Below are 471 nucleotides of genomic sequence, written 5' to 3' on the forward strand. Positions count from 1 at the left end.
TAAATCTGCGACTCCCGTTACAATGCTTTCTCCTTGCTGATAAAGCCCGTATAAGAATGCACCGCTATAAATAAGCCCTTGCATCCCAAGGTTTTCGTCATCAATCAGGCGCTCTTGAATGTCAGCTTGCTTGCGGATTTCTGCAACCATTTGGTCAAGAGCCGTGCGAAGCTCTTGGCGTAACGAGATAATCTTCTCTTCGTCCTCGCCGATGTAACTCACGGTATAATTTCCCGCAGGCACATCAATGACTTCTGCGGTACCGCCACTAAGCTGGCCTGTGTATATTTGGCCGTTATCCATCACGACTTCGTAATCAATGTCTTCTACTGGTGTGCCATCGCTATAAAAATACGAAAGGTCAATGGTTTTATCAGCAAGTGATGCCGCGCCATCAGCGGTTAACGACAAGCGTTGATTTGCTGCTATCTGCGCTATTTGCGGTACACTCGGCATCGTGGCGCTTTGTTT

Annotated in this window: 1 pseudogene; it reads right to left on the bottom strand. The window is 47.6% G+C overall.

Features of this window, described 5'->3' with window-relative positions:
- Positions 1-471 (bottom strand): annotated as a pseudogene (locus CKO50_RS24180) (hypothetical protein); the annotation flags it as partial.

Source organism: Pseudoalteromonas sp. HM-SA03 (assembly GCF_002289345.1).
Lineage (GTDB): Bacteria > Pseudomonadota > Gammaproteobacteria > Enterobacterales > Alteromonadaceae > Pseudoalteromonas.